The organism is bacterium (assembly GCA_035549195.1).
Classification (GTDB): domain Bacteria; phylum Oederibacteriota; class Muellerivitia; order Muellerivitales; family Muellerivitaceae; genus DASZRK01.
In genome coordinates, this window is sequence record DASZRK010000040.1 from 31,563 (window position 1) to 52,106 (window position 20,544).

The 20,544-nt window shown below is 59.8% G+C and carries 18 protein-coding genes and 1 tRNA gene; 15 read left to right on the plus strand and 4 right to left on the minus strand.

Features of this window, described 5'->3' with window-relative positions; genetic code table 11:
- The first annotated feature begins 11 nt into the window (after window positions 1-11).
- The 8 genes from dnaG to xylB all read left to right on the plus strand — a co-directional run bounded on the left by dnaG (window position 12) and on the right by xylB (window position 10,249).
- Entirely contained in the window at window positions 12-1,799 is a 1,788-nt protein-coding gene (gene dnaG, locus VHE12_08250) for a DNA primase (GenBank protein HVZ80774.1), read from the plus strand.
- Window positions 1,796-3,595 (plus strand): RNA polymerase sigma factor RpoD, encoded by a 1,800-nt coding sequence (gene rpoD, locus VHE12_08255; GenBank protein HVZ80775.1) that lies wholly within the window; start codon window positions 1,796-1,798, stop codon window positions 3,593-3,595. Before dnaG ends, rpoD begins: the two co-directional genes overlap by 4 nt.
- A 31-nt stretch (window positions 3,596-3,626) precedes the next feature.
- Window positions 3,627-3,702, plus strand: a tRNA-Ile gene (locus VHE12_08260).
- A gap of 146 nt (window positions 3,703-3,848) precedes the next feature.
- On the plus strand, window positions 3,849-5,015 hold the full coding sequence (xylA, locus tag VHE12_08265) for a xylose isomerase (GenBank protein HVZ80776.1): 1,167 nt from the start codon (window positions 3,849-3,851) through the stop codon (window positions 5,013-5,015).
- A gap of 91 nt (window positions 5,016-5,106) precedes the next feature.
- On the plus strand, window positions 5,107-6,099 hold the full coding sequence (locus VHE12_08270) for a LacI family DNA-binding transcriptional regulator (protein ID HVZ80777.1): 993 nt from the start codon (window positions 5,107-5,109) through the stop codon (window positions 6,097-6,099).
- Between the two features lie 127 nt (window positions 6,100-6,226).
- Window positions 6,227-7,510: a sugar ABC transporter substrate-binding protein gene (locus VHE12_08275; protein HVZ80778.1), complete on the plus strand. Its 1,284-nt coding sequence runs from the start codon at window positions 6,227-6,229 to the stop codon at window positions 7,508-7,510.
- Window positions 7,511-7,630: 120 nt separating this feature from the next.
- Window positions 7,631-8,701: a M24 family metallopeptidase gene (locus VHE12_08280; protein HVZ80779.1), complete on the plus strand. Its 1,071-nt coding sequence runs from the start codon at window positions 7,631-7,633 to the stop codon at window positions 8,699-8,701.
- A gap of 15 nt (window positions 8,702-8,716) precedes the next feature.
- Window positions 8,717-10,249: a xylulokinase gene (gene xylB / locus VHE12_08285; GenBank protein ID HVZ80780.1), complete on the plus strand. Its 1,533-nt coding sequence runs from the start codon at window positions 8,717-8,719 to the stop codon at window positions 10,247-10,249.
- A gap of 111 nt (window positions 10,250-10,360) precedes the next feature.
- Here the strand turns inward: xylB and VHE12_08290 are convergent, their stop codons facing one another.
- From VHE12_08290 to VHE12_08300, 3 genes are all read right to left on the minus strand, one after another.
- Window positions 10,361-10,561 (minus strand): cold-shock protein, encoded by a 201-nt coding sequence (locus VHE12_08290; protein HVZ80781.1) that lies wholly within the window; start codon window positions 10,559-10,561, stop codon window positions 10,361-10,363.
- A 148-nt stretch (window positions 10,562-10,709) separates the two neighbouring features.
- Window positions 10,710-11,450 (minus strand): hypothetical protein, encoded by a 741-nt coding sequence (locus tag VHE12_08295; protein ID HVZ80782.1) that lies wholly within the window; start codon window positions 11,448-11,450, stop codon window positions 10,710-10,712.
- Window positions 11,447-13,438 (minus strand): beta-galactosidase, encoded by a 1,992-nt coding sequence (locus VHE12_08300; GenBank protein ID HVZ80783.1) that lies wholly within the window; start codon window positions 13,436-13,438, stop codon window positions 11,447-11,449. The genes VHE12_08295 and VHE12_08300 overlap by 4 nt, the downstream gene beginning before the upstream one ends.
- A gap of 153 nt (window positions 13,439-13,591) precedes the next feature.
- Between VHE12_08300 and VHE12_08305 the strand changes: the two genes are divergently transcribed.
- The 7 genes from VHE12_08305 to VHE12_08335 all read left to right on the plus strand — a co-directional run bounded on the left by VHE12_08305 (window position 13,592) and on the right by VHE12_08335 (window position 20,046).
- Window positions 13,592-14,635 (plus strand): hypothetical protein, encoded by a 1,044-nt coding sequence (locus VHE12_08305; GenBank protein ID HVZ80784.1) that lies wholly within the window; start codon window positions 13,592-13,594, stop codon window positions 14,633-14,635.
- Between the two features lie 92 nt (window positions 14,636-14,727).
- A complete protein-coding gene (locus VHE12_08310; protein HVZ80785.1) occupies window positions 14,728-14,931 on the plus strand; it encodes a hypothetical protein in 204 nt (67 codons plus the stop codon).
- 513 nt (window positions 14,932-15,444) lie between these two features.
- Window positions 15,445-15,717 carry a hypothetical protein gene (locus VHE12_08315; GenBank protein ID HVZ80786.1) on the plus strand — a complete coding sequence of 91 codons (273 nt, stop codon included), beginning with the start codon at window positions 15,445-15,447 and terminating at the stop codon, window positions 15,715-15,717.
- A 25-nt stretch (window positions 15,718-15,742) separates the two neighbouring features.
- The gene (locus VHE12_08320; protein HVZ80787.1) at window positions 15,743-16,504 is read left to right on the plus strand and encodes a class I SAM-dependent methyltransferase; all 762 of its coding nucleotides are present in this window, start codon (window positions 15,743-15,745) and stop codon (window positions 16,502-16,504) included.
- Window positions 16,505-16,565: 61 nt separating this feature from the next.
- On the plus strand, window positions 16,566-17,096 hold the full coding sequence (locus tag VHE12_08325; protein ID HVZ80788.1) for a DinB family protein: 531 nt from the start codon (window positions 16,566-16,568) through the stop codon (window positions 17,094-17,096).
- 94 nt (window positions 17,097-17,190) lie between these two features.
- Entirely contained in the window at window positions 17,191-19,461 is a 2,271-nt protein-coding gene (locus VHE12_08330) for a nitrite/sulfite reductase (GenBank protein ID HVZ80789.1), read from the plus strand.
- A 9-nt stretch (window positions 19,462-19,470) separates the two neighbouring features.
- Window positions 19,471-20,046, plus strand: coding sequence for a hypothetical protein (locus VHE12_08335; protein HVZ80790.1), 576 nt, complete (start codon window positions 19,471-19,473; stop codon window positions 20,044-20,046).
- On the opposite strand, the gene VHE12_08340 is transcribed toward VHE12_08335, so the two are convergent.
- Window positions 20,043-20,522, minus strand: a complete 480-nt coding sequence (locus tag VHE12_08340; protein HVZ80791.1) for a flavin reductase family protein — start codon at window positions 20,520-20,522, stop codon at window positions 20,043-20,045. The two genes, VHE12_08335 and VHE12_08340, sit on opposite strands and share 4 nt — an antisense overlap.
- Window positions 20,523-20,544 lie beyond the last annotated feature (22 nt).

The following is a 20,544-nucleotide window of genomic DNA, read 5'->3' on the forward strand; positions in this document are numbered from 1 at the left end:
AAGGTCCCCGAATGAAGTATTCCGACGAGATCATCCAAAGGGTCAAGGACGCCACGGACATCGTGGCCGTCATCAGCGAATACGTGCCCTTGAAGAAGGCCGGGTCCAGCTACAAGGGTCTTTGCCCATTCCATAGCGAAAAATCCCCCAGTTTCATGGTGTCCCCGTCACGCAACAGCTTCCATTGCTTCGGCTGCGGCAAGGGCGGCAACGTCATCACCTTCCTGATGGAGATGGGGAAGATGACCTTCCCCGAGGCCCTGCGTACCCTGGCGGAGAAGGCGGGCATCGCTCTTCCCAAACCCCGGGAAGAGGAACGGGACACCGAGGCGGAGAGGGCCCGGGAACGGATGCAGGCCATCAACGATTTCGCAGGCAAGTTCTTCCAGGAACGGCTGCTTTCCGCCGAGGGGCAATCGGCACGGGATTATTTCAAGAAACGCGGGTTCACCAAAGAGGATGCCCTCAAGCACCAGATCGGGCTGGCCCCGGAAGGATGGGATGCCTTCAAGAACGCAGCGGCCAAGGCGGGCTTCGAGATGGAGGAACTGGTGGCGGCCGGTCTCTTGGTGAAGAACGAGGAGAAAAAGACCTTTTACGACAAGTTCCGCAACCGTCTCATGTTCCCGGTCAAGAACAACTACGAGAAGATCATCGCTTTCGGGGGCCGGACGCTTGCCGACGAAGAACAAGGACCCAAATACCTGAACTCTCCCGAGACCCTGCTTTTCAAGAAGAGCGAGTGTCTTTACCTCCTCAATGCCGCCCGGGAGGCCATCCGGGCCAAGGGTTATGTCCTGGTGGTGGAGGGCTACTTCGACGCCCTCGCCCTGCACCACCACGGGTTCGAGAACGCGGTGGCGACCCTGGGCACCGCCTTGACCCCCCAGCATGGGCGGATGCTCAAGCGTTATACGACGGAGGTGGTCTTTTCCTACGATACGGATACGGCGGGCCAGGCGGCGGTGCAGCGGGGCTTCGAGCCCCTCGTGCAGGCGGGGCTCAACATCAAGGTCCTGGTCATGCCCGATGCCAAGGACCCGGACGAGTTCCTGACCAAACACCCCAGGGAAGAATTGGAAGCCCTTATCGAGAAGGCGCCCAGTTTTTTCCGCTGGTGGGCCCATAACCTCAAACCCAAGATCCAGGGCCTTCCGGTGGAGGAGAAGACCCGGGCCTTGCAGGCCTTCGTCCCCATGATCCTGCAGATCCCCGACGAAGTCTCGGTCCAGGCGGCCTGTTCGGCCATCGAATCCGAACTGGCCCTCGACAACCGGGACCTTTTGACCATCGTGAACAGCGAGCGGAAAAAAGCCGGGCGGTCCGCTTTGGCGCCCCGGGGCACCCCGGAGGAACCGGCCAAGGCCGCGGCTTCCGCCGCCCCCGATGGTTCACGGATGGAGGCCGACTTCCTGGCCCTCCTGACCGAACAGAACGGGGAGTTCGTGCCCTGGGCCGTGAACGAACTCTCGCCCGAGGTTTTTCAACGCGAGGATTTCCGTAAATATTTCGAGCGTTTGAGCGCGGGAGAGATGAAGCCGGAGGAGTTGACCCAGGTCCCGGACCTGCAGGCCTCCTTCCTGTTCATCGAGAGCCGTACCGAACCCAAACACCGGGAAGCCATGCTGAACGACCTCGCGTCGGCCTTGAAAAAACGTCATTTAAGGCGCCAAATGTCCGAGCTGAAGGCCCGGCAAACCCAGGCCGAAAAGGACGGGCTGGCGGATACGGCCCTCCGGTTGGCCCAGGAAATGGTGCTTTTGAAGCGCCAATTCGAGCAAGAAGGCGTGAACCCATGACAACCGAGAACCGGTCCCAAGAACACGTCCAAAAGATCCTCCAGGCGGGCAAGGAAAAGGGCTATATCACCTATAAACAGGTGAACGACATCCTGCCCGAAGAGGTCGTTTCCTCCGACGAGATCGACGACATCCTGGTGATGCTGGGCGAGAACGACATCAAGATCGTGGACCAGGAGGAAAAGGCCGCCGTCCTCACCGATGGCGACAAGGAAAACCCCGCCGAGGCCCCGGGCGCGGCCATCGTCAAGGAAGAGGAAGAAGAGGAAGAGGATTTCGAGAAGGGTCCCGAGTCGGGCGGCGAGCACCGCATGGTGGACCCGGTGAAGATGTACCTCCATGAGATGGGCCGCATCTCGCTGCTGAACCGGGAGCAGGAGATCGCCATCGCCAAGCGCATCGAGGCGGGCGAATTCAAGGTGCTGAAGGCGGTCCTGGGCAGCGCGCTGGGGCTCCAGCAGTTGAACGGGCTTTTCAGCGACATCCTCCACGCCAAGCGGACCCTCCAGGAGACCATGGACCTGGAACCCTATTCGGAAATGCCTGAAGTCCCGGAAAAGCAGATCCTCGCCAAATTGAAGAAGAACCAGGCCAAGTTCAAGAAGCTCGAAAAGACCGTCAAGGACCTGCAACACAAGGCGTCCCAGAAGTCCCTTTCCCTCGAGAAAAAGAAGGTGGTCCTGGAACAATTGGACGTCCGGCTGGTGGACCTCATCTGGCTGGTGAAAGATTGCCAGTTCCATAAGAAGGTCCGGGAGCACCTCATCGCCTCGTTGCGGGAAAAAGCGGAGGCGGTGGAGGAGCAGGAGCACCTCATGCACCTGCAAGAGCGCCACCTAGCCTTGGGCCCGGAAAGCTACCTCAAACTTCCCAGTTTGCTCAAGCAAGAGACCTCCGCGGCCCTCCGGGACCTGGAGAAGAAGGCCGGTTTGAAGGGCGAGTCCTTCCTGAGCGCCGCCCGCCATTGGGAGAAGGCGCGCGCCGCGATCAAGACGCTCGAGAAAGAGGCCGTGGCCGGCCGGGACCTGTTGCGGCACCTGATGCGCAATATCCGCATTGGCGAAAAGGAGGCTTACCAAGCGCGTATGGAGCTGGTGGAAGCCAACCTGCGCCTGGTCATCTCCATCGCCAAGAAATACACGAACCGGGGACTGCCTTTCCTGGACCTGATCCAGGAAGGCAACATCGGCCTCATGCGGGCGGTCGAGAAGTTCGAATACCGCCGGGGCTATAAGTTCTCCACCTACGCCACCTGGTGGATCCGCCAGGCCATCACCCGGGCCATCGCGGACCAGGCCCGCACCATCCGGATCCCGGTGCACATGATCGAGACCATCAACAAGTCCATCAAGGTTTCCCGGGACATGGTGCAGGAGTTGGGACGGGAACCGACCGTGGACGAGATCGCCGAGAGGCTGGAACTGCCGGTGGAGAAGGTCCGGGCGGTCCTGAAGGTGGCCCAGGAGCCCATTTCGTTGGAGACGCCCATCGGTGAGGAGAAGGACAGCAGTTTGGGGGATTTCCTCGAGGACAAGGAGGCGGTCTCGCCCGCCTATGCGACGGCCTTTGTCCTGCTCCAGGAGCAGATCACCGAGGTCCTGGGGACCTTGAAGGAACGGGAGGCCGAGGTCCTGCGCCTAAGGTTCGGCCTGGAGGACGGGCATCCCCATACGCTGGAAGAAGTAGGGAACACCTTCAAGGTGACCCGGGAAAGGGTCCGTCAGATCGAAGCCAAGGCCCTTCGCAAGCTGCGTCATCCTTCGCGCAGCCGCAAATTGAAGGGTTTCCTCGAATAGGTTTTCAGTCCAAAATACGCAGTCTGTAAATGGGGCATTAGCTCAGCGGTTAGAGCAGGGCACTCATAATGCCTTGGTCCCTGGTTCGAATCCAGGATGCCCCACCAACCTATCTTCGACTTGTCCTTTTTCATGAATTTCCAATCGAAACCATTGTTTAACAGGTAAAAAGGCCGATTGTGTTCACTTTAGAAGCGACTTATTATTAAACCGGTTCCAATAAATTACATAACTTTTGCATGAAGGAGTCAGAATGGCCTCTTTTACCCCCAAGAAAGAACACCGCTTCTCGTTCGGCCTCTGGACCACCGCCAACCGCGGCCGCGATCCCTTCGGCGAGGAGACCCGGGCCCGTCTCGATCCCATCACCAATATCAAGGAACTGGGCAAGCGCAACGTCTACGGCTTCAACTTCCACGATGACGACCTGATCCCCTTCGGCGCCTCCCTTCAACTGCGCAACAAGATCATCAAAGAGACCAAGAAGGCCATGAAGGACTACAAGATCGCCTGCGCCATGGCGACCACCAACCTTTTCTACCACCGCATCTTCAAGGACGGCGCCTTCACCAGCCACGACCCGAAGGTGCGCGCCTTCGCCCTGCAGAAGGTCATGAAGAACATGGACCTGGGGGCGGAACTGGGCGCCACCGTCTATGTCTTCTGGGGCGGCCGGGAAGGCACCGAAGTGGACGCCTCCAAGACCCCGGAGGAGGCCCTCAAGCGCTACCGGGAATGCATGAACTACCTCTGCGCCTACGCGCGCCACAACGGCTACAACTTCAAGTTCGCCATCGAACCCAAGCCCAATGAGCCCCGGGGCGACATCTTCCTGGCCACCGCGGGCCACGTGCTGGCCTTCATCGAGACCCTGGACCATCCCGAGATGGTGGGGGTGAACCCGGAGATCGAGCACTCGCGCATGGCGGGGCTCAACACCTACCACGACTTCGCCCAGGCCATGGAAGCGGGCAAGCTCTATCACGTGGACCTGGGGGCCCAAAAGCCCAACCGCTTCGACCAGGACCTGCGGTTCGGGAGCGAGGACCTGAAGGAGACCTTCTTCGTGGTCAAGCTGCTCGAGGACAACCACTGGGCGGGCACCCGCAACTTCGACGAGCATCCCTACCGGAGCGAGGACGAGAAGGGCGTCTGGGACTTCGTGGAAGGGTCCATGCGCACTTACCTCATCCTTTGGGAGAAGGTGAAACAGTTCAATTCGGACAAGAAGATCCAACAGATCCTCAAGGACATCCATGGGTCCGACCCGGGCCTGGAGGGGATCATGCGCCGCTACACGCCCGAGGGCGCCGACCAACTGAGGAAGAGGGTCTTCGACCCGATGGCCATCTCCAAGAAGCGCCTTCCTTACGAGGAACTGGACCAGCGCCTGCAGGAACTGTTGCTGGGCGTCCTTTAAGAAGGGCGGGGCAGGGGCCCCACCGCGCCTTGAAATGGAACGGAATTAAAAAAGGAACAGGAATTCAAATTCATTTTTTCGGAGGTCGTGGATGGGTGTGACGATCCAACAAATAGCGGCCAAAGCGGGGGTCTCCAAGGCCACCGTGTCCCGCGTGTTGAACGGTTTGGCGGTCAAGTACGAGACCGAACAACGCGTGAAGGACATTATGCTGCAGATGCAGTACCGACCCCACCGCTTCGCGCGGGGCTTGGCGGCCCAGCAGACCGGGTTCCTGGGCGTGGTGACGCCTTCCATGGACCCCTTCATCGCCTCCGTCATCATGGGGATGGAACAGGAGGCCCGCCGCTACGGGAAGCTCCTGACCCTGGGCGTGGTCCAGGAGAACGGGGAACCGGAGGCGGAGCGGGAAGTGATCCGCACCATGACCGAACCCCCGGTGGTGGACGGCCTGCTTTTCTTCCTGCCCACGACCGCCACCGAGAACCTCCTGAAGAACCTCATCCGCAAGGGATTCCCCCTGGTGGTCCTCTGCGAGAGGCGTTTCGAGAGCCTGGCTTCCTCGGTGGTCATCGACAACTTCGACGGGGCCCAACAGGCCGTCAAACACCTGATCTCCAAGGGCCATAAGCGCATCGGGTTCGTCGGAGGTCGCCCCGAACTGAGCGATTCCACCGAGCGGTTGGAAGGCTATAAGGCCGCCTTGGGCGAGGCGGGGATCCCGATCGATAACTCCCTCATCCTGCCCGGGCAATATATGGTGAAGTCGGGCCTGGAGGCGGGGGAGAAGTTCCTGGCCATGGCCAATCCGCCGACCGCGGTCTTCGCCGCCAACGACGCCACCGCCATCGGGGTGCTGAAGGCCCTGCGGGAGCGCAAGAAGGAAGGGACCATGGCGGTCGTCGGGTTCGATGACATCGAGATGGCCTCCCTGGTGAGCCCGACCCTGACCACCGTGAGCTACGACCTCCATGAACTGGGCCGGAACGCCGTTCACAAGCTCATGCGGCTCGTGACGGGCGAGGAGAAGAACCGTTCGGTGCTGCAACTGAAGCCGAATCTAGTGGTCAGGGAATCGGCGTAAACCAAACCTATTCGCCACCGATGAAGGGGATGAACGCCGATACGACAAAAGCCTTTTGATCTTCGCCATTCCATTCATCTCGTTCATCGGTGGCTGACCAGCCTTTGACGTTCATCCCGGAGGGGTTATGAAAAAAACAACCGTGGTTCTTTGGGCGGTCCTTTCAGCGGTCCTGTTGGCGGGTTGTTCCAAGAACAACGGCCAAACGGTCCGGCTCGCCCAGTTCCTCACCGATCCGGTGCTCATCGAAAAAATGACCCGGGTCGTTCACGATATCGAGGCGCGGCATCCGGGCCTGCATATCCAGGTCGATAACATCCCCTACAACGAATACCAGCAGAAGATCACCACCCAACTGGCGGCCGGCAACGCCCCCGACGTCATCTTCGTGGAGGTGAACAACTTCGTGGACCTCTATCTGCGCGGGGTCTTCGAGGACCTGACGCCCTATTGCCAGAAGGACGGGGTGGACCTGAAGGGCTATTACGAAGGGCTCGTCCGCCGCTTCAGCCCCGACGGTAAGACCTACGTCCTGCCCCAGGACACGGCCCCTTCGGGGCTCGTTTTCTACAACAAGAAGCTCTTCCGCGAGGCAGGGCTGGACTATCCGACCGCCAAGTGGTCCTGGCCCGAACCCTTCCTCACGATCTGCAAGAAACTCACCAAGACCGACGCCGCCGGGAACGTGACCCGCTGGGCCTTCACCGACGCCTATTCGACCCAATACGATAATTTTCTCTACAGCAACGGGTCGAACTATGTGGACGACGAGGCCCATCCGACCCGCTTGATCCTGGACGATCCGAAGGCCATCGAGGCCATCACCTTTCGTTGGGCCCTGATTCAGAAACACCACGTGTCGCCCGACCCGTCCCAGATCCAGACCATCAGCCCTGCGGCGGGGCAGATGGACATGTTCCTCAACGGGCGGGTCGCCATGCTTTGCTCGGGGATCTGGCAGACCCCCCGGTTCCTGGAGAAGAAGGACCTGGACTTCGACGTCGTCGAGTTCCCCCGCGGCCCCCAGGGGATCCAGGGTTGGGGCACGGGCGGGTCGGGCTACGCGGTCTCCAAGAGCTCCAAGAACAAGGACCTGGCCTGGCTGGTGGCCAAGGAGATGACCACGGCCGCCTCGCTCACCCAGATGACCCAGACGGGCATGATGCAGCCGGCCCTGAAGAGCCTGGCCGAGTCGGACATCTTCTTGAAGGCGCCGGGAGCGGAGCACAAGGCCATCCTCCTCAAGATGCCGGCACACGCCCATTACCAGCCTTTCCTGGCCAGTTGGCCTGAGATCTTCTACGGGACCCTCACCCCGGCCTTGGATTCGGTCTGGATGAGCCAGACGGGTCCGGCCGATGTGCTGCCGGGGCTGACCAAGAAGATCAACGAGAAGTATTTCAAAAAATAAATAGCTATTCACCACAGAGGGCACAGAGAACACAGAGAGAAGCTATTGGGTTTGAAGCCGTAACACCATCCGTGTTTTCTCTGCGACCTCTGTGTTCTCTGTGGTTCAAGAGGGGTTGCCTTGGAATTAAAGATAAAACTCCAACGCCTTCGTGGTTTGATCCGGGAACATCGGTTGCAGGGGATCCTCCTTTCCAATCGGGCCAATTTCTCCTGGCTCACGGGCGGGCATACCAGCCATATCAGGTCCGACGTGGAGAAGGGGGTGGCCGCCCTCTGGGTGACCCCCGCGAACGTGGAACTTTGGTGCAACTCCATCGAGGAGAAGCGGTTCCGGGAGGAAGAGGCAAAGGGGCTTCCTTTCGCCTACCGGACCCATCCTTGGTACGAGCCCGCAAAGCCCAGGCGCAAGAAAGCCGCTTCCGATGACGGGGCCTATGGGCTTCCGTCCTTGAAGGATGAGATCGCCCGTTTGCGGTGGTCCCTTTTACCGGAGGAAATGACCCGCTACCGCCGGGTGGGAAAGCTTTCCGGCGAGGCCATGGAGATCGTAGGCAAGAAGGTCCGTCAAGGCTGGCGCGAGAACCAGGTGGCCGCCGAGCTCTCCAAAGAGCTGGTGGACCGGGGCCTGGAAGCGACCGTCATCCTGGTCGGTTCTGATGAGCGCCTGAAACGTTATCGTCACCCACTGCCCACCACTAAGAAGATCCAGAACAGGGTCATGATGGTCATCTGCGCCAAGGGTCATGGGCTCATCGCCAATCTTACCCGTATCGTCCATTTCGGGCCGATGCCTATGGACCTCCGGCTTCGCCACCGGGCTTGCCTGCAGGTGGAATGCGCCATGTGGGACAAGACGGCCATTGGGATAGAGGCCCGAGAAGTTTTCCAAGCTGGCGTTTCGGAGTATGCCGCCCAAGGTTTCGACGGCGAGTGGAAGAAGCACCACCAAGGCGGTCCCACGGGTTATGAAACCCGGGACTATTTGGCTACCCCTAGTTGTAAAGAAAAGCTGGTGGCGAACCAGGCCCTTGCCTGGAACCCTTCCATTACGGGAACCAAAAGCGAGGACACGGTCCTTTTAACGAAGAAGGGGTTGGAAGTCCTGACCTCGACCCCGAATTGGCCGATGGTGGAAGTGAAGTGTAGCGGGAAGACCTTTGAACGGCCCGATATTCTTGAAGCGAAATAAAAGACGGAGGATCCTATGTCTTTCGTGATCGGTTGTGATGTCGGCACTTCGGGGACCAAGGCCATCGTGGTCTCGGAGTCGGGCAAGATCCTTTCCAAGGTGACCGTCGAATATCCCCTCTCCACGCCGCATCCAGGTTGGGCCGAGCAAGACCCGGACATATGGGTCAGAGCCTCTTTTCAAGCCATTGCCGGGGCGGTGAAAAAGGCCCGCGTAAAGCCTTCGGACGTGAAGGCCCTCGGTTTTTCGGGCCAGATGCACTCCTCGGTCTTTCTCGATAAGCAGGGCAAGGTCCTGCGCCCGGCGCTCCTTTGGTGCGATACCCGCACCCATGAGGAATGCCTGGAGATCACCCGAAAGGTTGGGGAGAGCCACCTACGCCAATGGGTCTCCAATCCCGCTCTCGAAGGTTTTACCCTTCCTAAGATCCTTTGGGTCAAGAAGCACGAACCCAAGACCTACGCCAAGATCGCCCAGGTCCTCATGCCCAAGGATTACGTGCGCTACAAGCTGACCGGGGCCTTGGCCACCGAAGTTTCCGACGCCGCCGGGACCCTTTATTTCGATGTGAAGAACCGGCGTTGGTCCAAGGAACTCCTGGGCAAGTTGGGGATCCCCTTGGCTTGGTTCCCGCAAGTCGTGGAGTCCCAGCAGATCTGCGGGCGCCTGACGGCCCAAGTCGCCAAGCAGCTGGGCCTTCGGGAAGGTTGCCCTGTGGTCGGAGGCGGCGCGGACAACACATGCGGAGCGGTGGGGAACGGGATCATCAAATCCGGGGACGTCATGGCGAGCTTGGGCACTTCCGGGGTCTTCTTTGCCCACTCGGACAAGGTCAAGGTCGATCCGGGCCTGCGGGTCCACAGCTTTTGCCACAGCGTGCCGGACAAGTGGTATTTGATGGGTGTCATCCTCTCGGCGGGCTTCTCCTTGCAATGGTATCGGGACACCTTGGGCTTGAGCGAAAAGGACCTTGGGAAAAGGACCGGGACCAGCGCCTATAAGATCCTGAGCCAGATGGCCGGAAGGGTCGCTCCGGGAAGCGAAGGACTCCTGTTCCTACCCTATCTCATGGGCGAAAGGACGCCCCATAAGGATGCTTACGCCCGGGGGGCTTTCGTGGGGATGAGCGCCCGGCACGGGAGGGCCCATTTCGCCAGGGCCGTCTTCGAGGGCATCACCTTTGCCATGCGGGATTCGCTCGAGATCTTCCGGGAATTGAAGGTGCCGATCCGCCGGGTGGTGGCGACGGGTGGCGGGGCCGCCAATCCCTTCCAGCGCCAGATGCAGGCGGACATCTATGGGGAAGAAGTGGTCACGGTGAACAGTGAGGAAGGGCCGGCCTATGGGGCGGCCATCCTGGCCATGGTGGGGGCTAAACTATATCCTTCGGTCCCCGCGGCCTGCTCCAAGCTCATCCGGGTGGTCACCCGGACCCAACCCAACACGAAGAGGGTCAAGGAATACGACGTTTGGTATGGGGAATACCGGGAACTTTATCCGGCCTTGAAAGGTTCCTTCCGGTCCATCGGGGAAAGGCTGAAAACCTGATATCGGACCACGAAGGGCACGAAGAACGGCCAATGATCCGGTAAAAGTCCCGGAAATAAAAAAGCCCCTGAAGCTTTCGCTCCAGGGGCTTTTGATTATCGAAAGACCTTGTTAGATCTTAACGACGTTCTCGGCCTTGAGGCCCTTGTCGCCGCGAGTGACGTTGAATTCAACACGGTCACCCTCGTTCAACGTTTTGTAGCCGTCCATCTGAATAGACGAGTGGTGCACGAAAACATCCTCGCCACCGTCTTGGGAGATGAAACCAAAACCCTTCTCGTTCTTGAACCACTTCACTGTACCTTGAGCCATTTGCTTGAAACCTCTGCTTCTTAAAAATTTAACTGCACCATCACGGTCCTTGGTGGCCCCGTTCAGGAGTGGTTAATCTACAAACAAAGACGGCAAAAAAGAAGGGATAAGTTCAAAAATGAGGCCAGGGACCCTAAAAAGCCTTGGTTTAGGGCTTTACTTTGAGCAAAGGCGTCGAGCCGAGACCCCGCCATTGGGCCTTGGCGAAGCCCTCGAAGGCGGGCCGGTCCAGGAAGAGGCCGTAGGCGTTCTTGCCCGACTTTTGGGCCGCGAGCCTGACCAGTTCCTGGTGGGTGGCGGGCATGGAGGCATTGGCCAACTTCCCGGGGGGGAAGGGCTCGAAGGTCGAGAGGCGCACGATGCTTCCATGGGCGAGATCGGCGTAAAGGGAGGTCCACCAGTCCTTCCCTTCGTGGACGCCGACCAGGAAAGAACAGTCGGGTTCCAGTTTTTCCTTCACGAAGCGGCGACTGCGCTCGAAATAGTGGTAGTAATCGTAGGCTTCCCGCGGCGGGTGGATCAGGAATCCGTTGCCCTGGGTATCCTTCAGGGCCTGGGCCCTTTCCTTGAACTCGTAACCCGTCAATTCCTCGGCCTTTTTCAGGTCTAAGGCTTCCCGGTAATAACCCATCAGGCCTTCCCGGTCGATCAGTTGGACCTCGTCCACCCCATGGGCCTTTCGGAGGGTTTCGGCCAGTTCCCGGGAAGGTTCTAGGATTTCCTTCAGGAGGACCCTCCCTTTCCGGCTGTCCCAAGCCTTCACGACCCTGCCTTTTTCATGGAGCACATAGAGCGTCCGGGGGTTGGGTTGGGCGATCTTGGAGATGTCCACGAAGCGGCGGGCTTGTTCGATATCGATGTGCTCGAACTTGACGTCCGGATGGATCATGGGCGCAGCTCCCAAACGGTGACCGACCAGGGTTCCAGGACTAGGTGGCCTTGCTTGAGGGGTTTATCCTCGGGGATCCCGTAAAGTGGGGCGAGCTTCTGGGAGACCTCGAAACCGGCCGGGGCATCCTGGGCGTTGGCCAGGAACACCATGGTCTTGCCATCCTTATGGAACCGGGTGGCCAGGACCTGGTTCGGCAGGCCTTCCAGGACGGGGTTCACCCCGGCTGAGGCCAGGGTTCGGAGCAGTTTTCCCTCATCGAACTCCCTTATCAGGACCACCCTGCCTTTTCCGACCTTGGCTTCGGGCGCCGAGTGGAGTTCCGGAAAGGCGCAGTAGGGTTTGTAGTCGGCGTCCAAGGAAGGGACCAGGGGTCCCATCAGGACCGTGCCTCCTTCCTCGGCGTAGCGGCGCAGGTTGTCCTGGGCCTCCTTATCCAAGGCCTCGAAGGTCGGGACCCAGACCACCTTGTGGCCGCGCAAGCGTTCCAGGGGGGCCACTGTATCCGAACAGCGCAAGGGCAGATGGTTCCGAAGGGCGAACGACCATGACCCGTCGGACCAACGGGGGACCTCCTCCTCGACGCGGTAGGGAAAAAGCCCCTGCTCCTCTTCGTAACCGATCTCTTCGGGCAGGAAGTGGACGAAATGGTTCTCCACCTTCTTGAGGGCCTTCAGGAGGCGGTCCTGGTCGTAGTTGGCCAGGAGCAGGAGGTCCGCCTGCAGGTCCCATTCGTGGAAATGATGGCGTTTCAGGAAGGCGTTCCAGTGACGGTACATTTCGAAATAGGGGGTACGGATCTTGTTGTCCTGGGTGATGGGGCTTCCCATCCAGCGGTCCCGCTCCACCAGCATGTAGTAGTTGACGGCCTTGAGGCCGAACATGAAAAGAAGGGGGGTCGTGAACCGCTCGTCCGTGACCGTGAAGGTGTTCTCCCAAAGGGGCAGGGACCAGCAACCGGACCCGAACTCGGGGATGAAGGGGAGTTTGGAGGTGCCCGCCAAGTAGCTGGCGATGCGGGAGGTGGCCAGGAACTGCTCTTTGCGGGGGTAATTGTCGATGCCCACCACGTCGAGGCCGAATCCCCCCCATTCCGCTTGGTTGGTGTTGTAGGGGCTGGTCAAAGGCCCGAAGAAGTTGTGGAAGAAGGGGATCCCGTCCACACCCCTTTCCTTCCACATTTCCCCCACCTGCTTGAGGCATTGGTTGATCTGCCATTCCTTGTAGCGGCTCCAGTCCAGGTAATAGGGAAGGTCCTTCCGTTCCTTTCCGTCGAAGGAACGGGGCGGTTCGATCTCCTGGAAGGACCGGTAGGTGGTGCCGTAGGTCCGGTTCAGGGCCTCCAGGGAACCGTGGCGCATTTCCAGGAAGGTCCGGTACCAGAGGAGGGAATCGTTGCCGTAGTCCAAGAGATAGGCGCCGGTGCGGAAGAAATAACCGGTCTCATTGTCCACCTGCAGGGCCACGATGGGGCCTTCCGGATGGAGGTTGCGCTTGAGGATGGGGGCCAGGGCGTCAAACCAAAGGGCGGTCTCGGCGTAGAGCTTGCCCGAGGCGTAGCTGGGATTCGGGAAGGCCTTGGGATAGGCGTCATGGATGGAAAAGGCTCCGGAGGCTTCCTGGGCGGCGACCTCGGGGTCGTAAAGGACGCGGGCGGGGTAGCCGAAAAAGGTCAGCTCGGCGTTGATGTGGGGCCCGGGCCGAACGATGAGCTTCAGGTCGGCCTGGTGGACCTTCTGGATGAAGCCTTCCAGGTTCTTGTTGGGGTCGGTCCCGCCGAAATCGAAGCGTCCCCGCTCGACCTCGTGGACGGCCCAGGGGATGTAGGTCTCCACCATGGAAAAGCCCATGGCCTTGATGTTGGCCAGTACATCGGCCCAAAGCTCATGTTGGACGCGCCAATAGTGGAAGGTGCCGCTGATCCAGGGTTCGGGGCCTTGCCCCGAATAGACGAGACCCCGTTGCTCTTGGACGGTCACCCTGGACATGGATTCCTTTCCCCGCTCGATTCATGGAAAGCGACCCCAGCATAACTTTTATGTTTCCGATTCAAAAATGGTTTTACGGCTTTTGTTATGATGGGACATCTTTTGTGAAACCCCGTTAAACTTTGCAACTCGAGTTTCGCGCGCGAGGTTCCTTTGACCACCGACCGGCTGAACTATCTCAATATCCTTTTGATGGTCTTGTCGGCCGGTTTGGCCTTGATGTTCCCTTTCGAGCTTTTTCTATTTTCATATGGCGTATTGGGACCGTTGCACTACCTCACGGAGATCTCCTGGCTCCACGACCGGGATTTTTATGTGAAGGGCAGGTCCGACCCATGGGTCCTGCTGGCCATCGCGGCGTTGATCACACTTCTCTTCCTCGGGGCCATTCCCCAACCTTCGGGCGGAGGTTGGGGAGAGGCGCTGGTCACCCTGTCCTTCTGGATCGCTTTCGGTTCGGTCGCCTTGAAGGACCATCCCTCCCGTTGGCTCTTGGCCGGGGCCGGGGCCTTGGCCCTTTTCCTTTTCGGGTTGCCTTTTCCCCTCAAGATCGCCTTCGGCATGTTCCTGCCGACGCTGGTCCATGTGTTCCTCTTCACCGGGATCTTCATCCTCTTGGGCGCTTTGAAGGGACGGAGCCTCTCCGGCATCCTTTCATTGGCCGTTTTCGGGGCCATGATGCTGTTGTTCCTCTGGGTCCACCCGGGCGCATCCTATAGTCCCAGCCCTTATGTGCAGGATAGTTATGGGGTCCTGACCGAAGGAGGCGGTGGCACCAGCCCTTTCATCCTCATCAACCGGTTCCTGGCGCACCGTCTGGGATTCCCTGGCTCCGAGGTCCTCACGGGCGGCTCCCAGGCGGCCAACCATTACCTCTATTCCCATCCGGCGGCCCTGTCCCTCATGGCTTTCATCGCCTTTGCCTATACCTACCACTACCTCAATTGGTTCTCGAAGACCTCGGTCATCGGATGGCATGAGATCCCCCGGCGACGGGCTTGGGTCATCTTGGCCCTATGGGCCCTTTCGATAGGTCTTTACGCCTGGAATTACTTATGGGGCCTGAAATGGCTTTTTTTCCTCAGCTTTGCCCATGTCCTGTTGGAATTCCCCCTGGATCAGCTGACTTTCCTTTCCATTGGGCGGGAATTGGTCTCCCTGGCCCGGTTGCGGGACAGAGCCGCCCGGGGTCGTTGAGCCCCTGCAACTTTTCAGAGGTAAACTTCGTCTTATTCGCAAGGGACGAAGGTCCCTTAATTCAAAGGCCCGAAAGGGCCCGGAGGAAATCCATGAAAAAGTCGATCTTAGTTCTGTTGGCGGCCCTGTTCTTGGGCAGCACCGGTTTGGTCTTGGCGCAAGAAACGGCCCCGGCTTCCACGCCCGTGGCGAAAGTGAGCCACAAGGCCAAGCGAGCCAAGAAGATGAAGAAAATGAAGAAGGCCAAGAAGGTCGAAGCCGCTCCGGCGACGACTTCCACCACGCCGACCAACTGATCGAATCGGGGATCTTATCCCCGATCACGACAAAAGCCCTTGGGAATTGTCCCGGGGGCTTTTTTATTTCGCGGGACAAGTTCGAGCCATATTTTCCCAAGCGTTATCCGGGGAATGTCAGGCCCCGGCCACTTCCGGGCGGTATGTGCGGGTAAAAGAAGGTGTTTTGTTCCCATTCCCTGTTCGGCAGTCATGGGGTTCGGGGGGCGGATGGAGCGAGAAGAACCTCAACAACGAGACCCCGGCAGATGTACCCCCACCTAACAAGAGCCCAACTAATGGATAAAGTGGTGTCTTTTTCGTGGCGGCCTTCTTGGGCCGTTAAAAACCCTGATATTTCCCTTCAATCTGACGGCTGTCATAGGAGCGTTGAAAAAAGGCGGGAAAATCCTTTGGCCCCACGTCTTTGCGGCCGCGCCTTGAGTTCCATGGGGTGGGGGCCTATACTTACCGCTCCCCCAAAATCAATAAAATTATTCAACTTTTTTGGGTCGTGTCGGAGAAGGAGTTTTCATGAAGTACGCTCAAAGCATTCACTGCCATGTTTGCGAAGGCAGCGTGAAGATGGTGAACGGCCGTACCGTGGCCGCCAAGGCGAAAGCCGCTTCCCAGGTCGAGATCGACGTGCTCTGTGTCGATTGCGGGACCCGAGGGAGCGTCGTTAGGGACATCGAGACCCTTCCGTTCAGCGAGAGGGAATTTTGCCAGGAGAAGGGCCTCTTGAACTTCAAGGCCCAGGTCCAGGGCAAGGGTGTCTATGTGAATATGAGGCTCACCCGCCGCTAAAATCCAATTCGCCGCATCCCTGACCATGCCCGAACCTAAAGGCGCGTCCCTTTACGATGGTCCCTTCGCGTCCTTTTACGACCGTCATTTCGGGAATCATGCCCGCGAACTCGCCCCTCGCTTGCTCCGTTTCTGGGCCGATCCTTCCAACCAGCCGCCTTTAAAAGAGATATTGGACCTGGGATGTGGTCCCGGCCATTTGGCCCTGCCTCTTTTGGAAGCCGGTTACCGGGTCACGGGTCTCGACCTCTCGGAAGAAATGCTGGCCTTGGCCAAGGTCCGTTGTGCCCGTTATCTTCCGACCGGTCAGGCCCAGTTCCTCGCCATGGACATGACCCGATCCCTCCCCGGCCGTCACTTCGGGACCGCGGTCTCTTCCTATAACAGTGTGAACCATTTGAAGGATCCGGGACAATTGAGGGAGTGCTTTCGTTCGGTCAAGAATTCCCTCCATCCCCTGGGGGCCTTCCTGTTCGATTTCCATACCCTCCAAGGACTCCGAGCCTGGGCCCGGCCGGAAAAGGGGTCGGTGGCCGGGGAAGAGCTGGAGGTTTCCGGGGGCTTCGAAGAAGGGGAAGGACAGGCTTGGATGCGCTTAAGGGGCCGGCAGGACGGGGAATCTTTCGAAGGGACGATCTGGAACCGGTCCTATCCACTGGCCCAGGTCGTCCAATGGCTCCAAGCCGAAGGTTTCAGGAAAGTGACCCTCTCGGGATTTGGAACGATCGGGGAACCATTGCCCGATCCGGGGTCCGTGGATCGGGTCCTGTTCGTCGCGCGCCCTTGAAATCCCCTCCCGCCGCTCCCAAGATTGATTTTCCCACCACCCAATTTTCAAGGAGACGATCGTGAAGATCAGGTTGACCGAAGAAGCCACCGCCCGGCTGAAGGCCCAAAGCCAGGCTTGGCCTATCCCCCAAAAAGCCAAGGCTTTCGCCCAAGGGGATATCCGCCTCACGGCCGTTCTTCGTCATTGTCCGCGGCGGATGTGGTCCTTCACGCTTAAAAAGACCCACTGGACCATCGCCCAGGTCCTTTGGCATTTGGCGGACCAGGAGGCGAACCTTTATGTCCGCTTGCGGTTGGCGGCGGCCCAACCCGGCTCCTTCGTGTCCTCCTACGACCAGGAAATATGGGCGGACCGATTGGCCTATCCCAAAGCCCCGGCCGAACAAGCGCGGGACCTGATCCTCCTTCTGCGCAAGGCGAACTCGGACCTTTTGGCCCGGATCCCCCGCAGGGCCTGGAAGGGGAAGGTCGAACATCCCGAGTGGGGGACCAAGGACCTGGAGTACATGGTGGCCCTGAACATTTGGCACCTGGAACATCATTTGCGGCAAATGGAAAGGCGCCTGAGGGAGTGGAAGGCCGGGAAGTAGCGTCGTAGCCGGGGATTCCATCGTTGATTTTGAAGGCTTCGGTAGTGTACAAATGACCCTCATTCTTCAAGGAAAGAACAGGAAATCGGTCCCCATGACCCAACCCAAGAATTGGAAAGAAAAGCTCCAAGACAGCATGCCCCCCGATTGGGCCCGCGAGGTCGATGAGTTCGAGGCCCAGATCGGCCTCAACAAGCAGGGGAAGATCGAGCCCCGCATATTCGCCGAGACCCGTTTGCGCCGGGGGGCCTATGGCCAGCGCTATGACAACGGGCACCGTAATGACGGCAAGCAGATCCGCCACCTGAAATACCCCTCGGACGGGACCTGGAAGGGTCCCGACACCCATTGGGACGCTCCCGGCATGCAGCGGATCAAGTTCCCTTGGGGGGGACTGACCGCCGACCAGATGGATGTCCTGGCCGACCTGGCCGAGGAATATTCCGACGGCATCGCCCACATCACCACCCGGCAGGATTTCCAGCTCCACTTCATCCACGTGGAGGATACCCCCAACATCATGCGCCGCCTGGCCTCGGTCAACATCACCACCCGGGAAGCCTGCGGCAATTCGGTGCGCAACGTGACGGCTTGCCCCATCGCGGGGGTCTGCAAGACCGAATCCTTCGACGTGACGCCCTACTCCAAGGCCATCTTCAAGTTCATGCTGGGGCACCCCGACGCCCAGGACTTCGGCCGGAAGTTCAAGATCGCCTTCTCGGGTTGCGCGGGCGAGGCCTGCGGCCTGGTCAACATGCACGACATGGGTTTCATCGCCAAGAAGGCCATGGTCCAGGGCAAGGCGACCCGGGCCTTCGATGTCTTCGTGGGCGGCGGGTTGGGGCCGGTCCCCTACAACGCCAAGCTCCTGTTCCAGGACCTGCCGGTGGAGGAGATGCTCCCCATCACCCAGGCGGTGGCCCGGGTCTATGGCCGGCTGGGCGAAAAGAAGATCCGCGGCATGGCCCGCATCAAGTTCCTGGTGGCCAAGCTGGGCATCGACGAATTCCGAAAACTGGTCGAGGAAGAACGCAAGATCCTTCCCCATGACGACCGTTGGACCAGCCTGATCACCCAGTACCTGAAAGAGGAGGAAAAACCCGTCAAGCCCGGGGCCAGCCTGCGCGCTTCCTCCCTCCCGAAGGGTTTCCTGGACTGGAAAAAGACCAATGTGGTCACCCAGCCCCAATTCGGTTTTGTCTCCGTCTATGTGAAGGTTCCTTTGGGGGACCTGACCTCGACGCAGTTGCGGGGTCTTGCCCGCCTGGCGCGCCAATATGTGAAGGACTCGGTCCGCACCACGGTGGAGCAGAATCTGCTCTTCCGCTGGGTCAGCGAGGCCGACCTGCCCGCCTTCTTCGAGGAACTGCAGGCCATTGGGCTCGCCCAGGGAGGCGCCAACACCATCTCGGACATCACGTCCTGTCCCGGGACCGATACCTGCAAGCTGGGCATTTCCGCTTCACGCGGTCTGGCCCGGGAACTTTCCCAACGCATGGACGCCATGCTTTCCCAACTTCCCCCCGAGGTGAGGGACCTCAAGATCAAGGTGAGCGGCTGTCCCAATTCCTGCGGACAGCATCACATCTCCGACCTGGGTTTCTACGGGGTCTCCCGCAAGGCGGGGTCCTATACCGTTCCCCATTTCCAACTGGTGCTGGGCGGGCAATGGAAGAACAACGGCGGGTCCTACGGCCTGGCCGTGGCGGCGGTCCCCTCCAAGCGCATCCCGGAGACGGTGAAGCGTCTGACCGACAAGTTCGTGAAGGAACGCAAGAAGGACGAGGATTTCCAGGCTTTTGTCCAACGCATCGGCAAGGTGGCCATCAAGGAACTGCTGGCGGACCTGTCGGTCATCCCCTCCCACGACGCCGAGCCAGCCCTTTTCACCGACTGGGGCGATGTGCGGGAATACACCATCGCCGACATCGGTAAGGGCGAATGCGCGGGCGAGGTGGTGACGCCGGCCGAGTTCTCCCTGACCGCCTCCGAGGCTAAGGTCTTCGAGGCCCAGGTAAAGCTGGACGAAAAGGACCTGAAAGCCGCCGTGGCATTGGCCTACGAGGCCATGATCTTCGCGGCCGAGGGCGTGGTGCGCACCCGCGACCGGGAATGGGTGGGCAAGTCGGACGCCACCGTCGCCGAGTTCCGCAAGCACTTTTTCGATACCGGCGAGTTCGTGAAGCATGTCAACAATACCCAGTTCGCGGCCTTCCTTTTCAAGGCCCATGAGAACCGGCTGGAGAACCCCAACCACGATGAAGCCCATCGCCGGGTGGAGGAAGCCCAGCTGTTCCTGGAGGCCGCCCACAGCTACGTCGCCAATGCCGCCCCCGTCCCGGCCCCGTTGCCGGGCGTGAAGTAAGGGGGGATCATGAACCTGCAAAAGATCGGCGTGAAATTCTTCCTGGGGTCGGGGACCGAGATCCCGCTCTCTTCCTTCATCCCCGTATTCCACCATTGGATCCAGGACGACCTGTTGGAAGGCCTGCTGGTGGACGTGGCCGAGTACACCCATGTGCACCAGGGACCGGGGGTCCTGGTGGTGGCCCATGAGGCCAACTACAGCTTGGATGAGGAATTGGGAAAGCGTGGCTTCCTTTACACCCAGAAGCGGCCGCCGGAGAAATCCTCCCAGGAGCACTTGGCCACCGCCTTCCGCCGGGTCTTGAAGGGATGCCAATTATTGGAGAAGGACACGGCGGTGGGCGGGGTCAAGTTCGATACGACCCGTTTCCAGGTCTTCGTCAATGACCGCGCCGAAGCCCCGTTCAATTCGGAAAGTTTGGGGGCTTTGGAGAGCGAATTGAACCCCTTCCTGTCCTCCCTATTGGCCGGGGAAAAGTTCCAGTTGATCCCCGAGAAGGACCCCCAGAGGCGCGTCGGGTTCGAAGTGAAGGTCCCGAAGCCCGAGAGCTTGGAGACCCTGGCCGGGCGCCTGCCGGCCTAACCTCCGTATTGCCAGCCGGTCGTTGAGAGCAACAAGGGCCCTTCCAAGGGTCCTTCCTCCGCACCCACCACCTCCGCCAAGACCACCACATGGTCCCCCTGGTCCAGCTTGCCCGTGACCTTGCATTCCACATGACCCGCCATGCCCGGAAAGAAGGGCGTTTTGAGCGCGGCGCTTTCCTGGAAAGCTTCCCCGGCCAGGGTGTTCCCCTGGGGTTCCACGTGCTTGAAGAATTTCTGGGCGGTCTCCTTTTGGTCCTTCCCCAGGAAGTTCAGGACGAAGGTCCCGGATTCCGAGACCACCTGGTAGGTGTGGGAGTCCTTCTTGATGCCGGTCGCGATGAGGGGCGGCTGGAAGGAGGCCTGGGTCACCCAACTGACGGTGGAAGCGGCGACCTTGTCGCCGGCCCGGGAGGTCAGCACATAGAGCGCGTGGGGGATCATCCGAAGGTTCTTCTTCTTCGCCGCTTCGTTCATGGGGCACCTCGTTCCACAGGAT

Excerpts from the sequence above, each read along its gene's own strand:
- dnaG (HVZ80774.1), top strand. The coding sequence starts at position 12 with ATGAAGTATTCCGACGAGATCATCCAAAGGGTCAAGGACGCCACGGAC.
- rpoD (HVZ80775.1), top strand. The coding sequence starts at position 1,796 with ATGACAACCGAGAACCGGTCCCAAGAACACGTCCAAAAGATCCTCCAG.
- xylA (HVZ80776.1), top strand. The coding sequence starts at position 3,849 with ATGGCCTCTTTTACCCCCAAGAAAGAACACCGCTTCTCGTTCGGCCTC.
- VHE12_08270 (HVZ80777.1), top strand. The coding sequence starts at position 5,107 with ATGGGTGTGACGATCCAACAAATAGCGGCCAAAGCGGGGGTCTCCAAG.
- VHE12_08275 (HVZ80778.1), top strand. The coding sequence starts at position 6,227 with ATGAAAAAAACAACCGTGGTTCTTTGGGCGGTCCTTTCAGCGGTCCTG.
- xylB (HVZ80780.1), top strand. The coding sequence starts at position 8,717 with ATGTCTTTCGTGATCGGTTGTGATGTCGGCACTTCGGGGACCAAGGCC.
- VHE12_08290 (HVZ80781.1), bottom strand. The coding sequence starts at position 10,561 with ATGGCTCAAGGTACAGTGAAGTGGTTCAAGAACGAGAAGGGTTTTGGT.
- VHE12_08295 (HVZ80782.1), bottom strand. The coding sequence starts at position 11,450 with ATGATCCATCCGGACGTCAAGTTCGAGCACATCGATATCGAACAAGCC.
- VHE12_08300 (HVZ80783.1), bottom strand. The coding sequence starts at position 13,438 with ATGTCCAGGGTGACCGTCCAAGAGCAACGGGGTCTCGTCTATTCGGGG.
- VHE12_08310 (HVZ80785.1), top strand. The coding sequence starts at position 14,728 with ATGAAAAAGTCGATCTTAGTTCTGTTGGCGGCCCTGTTCTTGGGCAGC.
- VHE12_08315 (HVZ80786.1), top strand. The coding sequence starts at position 15,445 with ATGAAGTACGCTCAAAGCATTCACTGCCATGTTTGCGAAGGCAGCGTG.
- VHE12_08320 (HVZ80787.1), top strand. The coding sequence starts at position 15,743 with ATGCCCGAACCTAAAGGCGCGTCCCTTTACGATGGTCCCTTCGCGTCC.
- VHE12_08330 (HVZ80789.1), top strand. The coding sequence starts at position 17,191 with ATGACCCAACCCAAGAATTGGAAAGAAAAGCTCCAAGACAGCATGCCC.
- VHE12_08335 (HVZ80790.1), top strand. The coding sequence starts at position 19,471 with ATGAACCTGCAAAAGATCGGCGTGAAATTCTTCCTGGGGTCGGGGACC.
- VHE12_08340 (HVZ80791.1), bottom strand. The coding sequence starts at position 20,522 with ATGAACGAAGCGGCGAAGAAGAAGAACCTTCGGATGATCCCCCACGCG.